Below are 2,972 nucleotides of genomic sequence, written 5' to 3'. Positions count from 1 at the left end.
CATCCGTAGTGCATGGGTTTACTCAATAAGATCACGCAGGAGATTTGACGTGCACATTGGTGTTCCTCTCGAAACCCAGACCGGTGAAACACGGGTTGCTGCAACCCCGGAAACCATCAAGAAGCTGATCAGCCAGGGTCATAAGGTCACTGTACAAAGCGGCGCCGGCGTAAACGCCAGCGTTGTCGACAGTGCCTATGCAGCGGCAGGCGCAACCATTGGCAGCGCCAATGACGCGTTTGGCGCAGAGCTGATTTTGAAGGTGGTCGCGCCCAGCGACAGCGAGCTGGCGCTGATTAAAAGCGGCACCGTTGTGGTGGGGATGCTCAACCCGTTCAGCAACGAAACCATCGCCAAGCTGGCCGAGTGCGGGATTACCGCCTTTGCCCTGGAGGCGGCGCCTCGCACCTCCCGCGCCCAAAGCCTGGATGTGCTGTCCTCGCAAGCCAACATCGCCGGCTATAAAGCCGTGTTGCTGGCCGCGCACTACTATCCGCGCTTCATGCCCATGCTGATGACCGCTGCGGGCACCGTGAAAGCGGCGCGCGTGCTGATTCTCGGTGCCGGTGTGGCCGGTTTGCAGGCTATCGCTACCGCGAAGCGCCTGGGTGCGGTGATCGAAGCGTCTGACGTGCGTCCGGCGGTAAAAGAGCAGATCGAATCCCTCGGCGCCAAGTTCGTCGACGTGCCTTACGAGACCGACGAAGAGCGTGAATGCGCCGTGGGTGTCGGCGGTTACGCCCGCCCAATGCCGGCCAGCTGGATGCAGCGCCAGGCCGCGGCCGTGCACGAACGCGCCAAGCAGGCTGACATCGTCATCACCACCGCACTGATTCCGGGCCGCAAGGCACCGACGCTACTTAGCGCGGAAACCGTGGCCCAGATGAAACCGGGTTCGGTGGTCATCGACCTCGCGGCAGCCCAGGGCGGTAACTGCCCGCTGACCGTGGCCGATCAGGTGGTCATCGAAAATGGCGTGACCATCGTTGGCCCGACCAACCTGGCTGGCGCCGTGGCGGCCGATGCTTCGGCGCTGTATGCCCGCAACCTGCTGGACTTCATGAAACTGTTGTTCGATAAAGAAGGACAACTGGTGATCAACCTTGAAGACGATATCGTCGCCGCGTGCCTGATGTGCCGCGACGGCCAGATCGTGCGCAAGAACGGCTGAGGATAAAAACAATGGAAGACATGCTGATCTCTCACGGTATCTACAACCTGATCATCTTCGTGCTGGCCATCTACGTCGGCTACCACGTGGTCTGGAACGTTACACCTGCACTGCACACGCCACTGATGGCGGTCACCAACGCCATCTCCGCCATCGTGATCGTCGGCGCGATGCTCGCCGCCGCTCTCACCGTGACGCCGTTGGGCAAGACCATGGGCACCCTGGCTGTGGCCCTGGCCGCGGTCAACGTGTTTGGTGGCTTCCTGGTGACCCGCCGCATGCTGGAAATGTTCAAGAAAAAAGCGGCTCCAGCAAAAGCTCCGGCAGCCAAGGCCGAAGCAATCAAGGCTGAGGTGCAGCAAGCATGAGCATGAACCTGGTAACTTCCCTGTATTTGATCGCCTCGGTCTGCTTCATCCAGGCGCTCAAGGGCCTGTCGCACCCGACCACGTCGCGGCGCGGCAACCTGTTCGGCATGCTCGGCATGGGCCTGGCGATCCTCACCACGGTCGGCCTGATCTATAAATTAGGTGCCGAACTGGCTCACGACGGCATCGTCTACGTGATCGTCGGCCTGCTGATCGGCGGCACTGTCGGCTCGATCATGGCCAAACGCGTCGAAATGACCAAGATGCCCGAGCTGGTCGCCTTCATGCACAGCATGATCGGCCTGGCCGCGGTGTTCATCGCCGTGGCTGCCGTGGTCGAGCCACAGTCGCTGGGCATCGTCCAGCAACTCGGTGACGCGATCCCGGCCGGTAACCGCCTGGAGCTGTTCCTCGGTGCCGCCATCGGTGCAATTACCTTCTCCGGTTCGGTGATCGCGTTCGGAAAGCTTTCCGGCAAGTACAAGTTCCGCCTGTTCCAGGGCGCACCGGTACAGTTCGGCGGACAGCACAAGCTGAACCTGCTGATGGGCCTCGCCACACTGGGCCTGGGCGTGACGTTCATGCTCACCGGCGACCTCACCGCTTTCGGCGTGATGCTGGCGCTGGCCTTCGTGCTCGGCGTGCTGATCATCATCCCGATCGGCGGTGCCGACATGCCCGTGGTCGTGTCGATGCTCAACAGCTACTCCGGCTGGGCAGCGGCGGGCATCGGCTTCTCGCTGAACAACTCGATGCTGATCATCGCCGGCTCGCTGGTCGGTTCGTCCGGTGCGATCCTCTCGTACATCATGTGCAAGGCGATGAACCGCTCCTTCTTTAACGTACTGCTCGGCGGTTTCGGCAATACGGCGGACGCAGGTCCGGCAGGCGCCAAGGAGGCCCGCCCGGTAAAATCCGGTTCGGCCGACGACGCCACCTTCCTGCTGACCAACGCCGATACCGTGATCATCGTTCCAGGCTACGGCCTGGCGGTAGCCCGGGCCCAGCATGCACTGAAGGAACTGACCGAGAAGCTGACCCATCGCGGCGTGACCGTGAAGTATGCGATCCACCCGGTGGCCGGGCGTATGCCAGGGCACATGAACGTGTTGCTGGCCGAGGCGGAAGTGCCTTACGACCAGGTGTTCGAGATGGAAGACATCAACTCCGAGTTCGGTCAGGCCGACGTGGTGCTGGTGTTGGGCGCCAACGACGTGGTCAACCCGGCGGCGAAGAACGATCCGAAATCGCCGATTGCCGGCATGCCGATCCTCGAAGCCTTCAAGGCCAAGACCATCATCGTCAACAAGCGCTCGATGGCCAGCGGCTATGCCGGCCTGGACAACGAGCTGTTCTACCTGGACAAAACCATGATGGTGTTCGGCGACGCTAAAAAGGTCATCGAAGACATGGTCAAAGCCGTCGACTAACCC

3 protein-coding genes are annotated in these 2,972 nt (G+C 61.6%); all 3 read left to right on the top strand.

Going from position 1 to position 2,972, the window contains the following annotated elements; translation table 11 throughout:
- The first annotated feature begins 49 nt into the window (after positions 1-49).
- Genes ACCD00_RS30410 through ACCD00_RS30400 form a run of 3 tightly spaced genes read left to right on the top strand, consistent with a single transcriptional unit; the run spans position 50 to position 2,969 of the window.
- A complete protein-coding gene (locus ACCD00_RS30410) occupies positions 50-1,171 on the top strand; it encodes a Re/Si-specific NAD(P)(+) transhydrogenase subunit alpha (RefSeq protein WP_413428893.1) in 1,122 nt (373 codons plus the stop codon).
- 11 nt (positions 1,172-1,182) lie between these two features.
- Positions 1,183-1,539 carry an NAD(P) transhydrogenase subunit alpha gene (locus ACCD00_RS30405; RefSeq protein ID WP_008064823.1) on the top strand — a complete coding sequence of 119 codons (357 nt, stop codon included), beginning with the start codon at positions 1,183-1,185 and terminating at the stop codon, positions 1,537-1,539.
- Positions 1,536-2,969, top strand: coding sequence for an NAD(P)(+) transhydrogenase (Re/Si-specific) subunit beta (locus ACCD00_RS30400; protein ID WP_413428892.1), 1,434 nt, complete (start codon positions 1,536-1,538; stop codon positions 2,967-2,969). Before ACCD00_RS30405 ends, ACCD00_RS30400 begins: the two co-directional genes overlap by 4 nt.
- Positions 2,970-2,972 lie beyond the last annotated feature (3 nt).

It is taken from the genome of Pseudomonas sp. Pseusp3 (assembly GCF_047304225.1).
In the GTDB taxonomy this organism is placed as follows: Bacteria; Pseudomonadota; Gammaproteobacteria; order Pseudomonadales; family Pseudomonadaceae; genus Aquipseudomonas; species Aquipseudomonas fluorescens_CD.
This window is presented reverse-complemented; position numbering and strand designations above follow the sequence as displayed.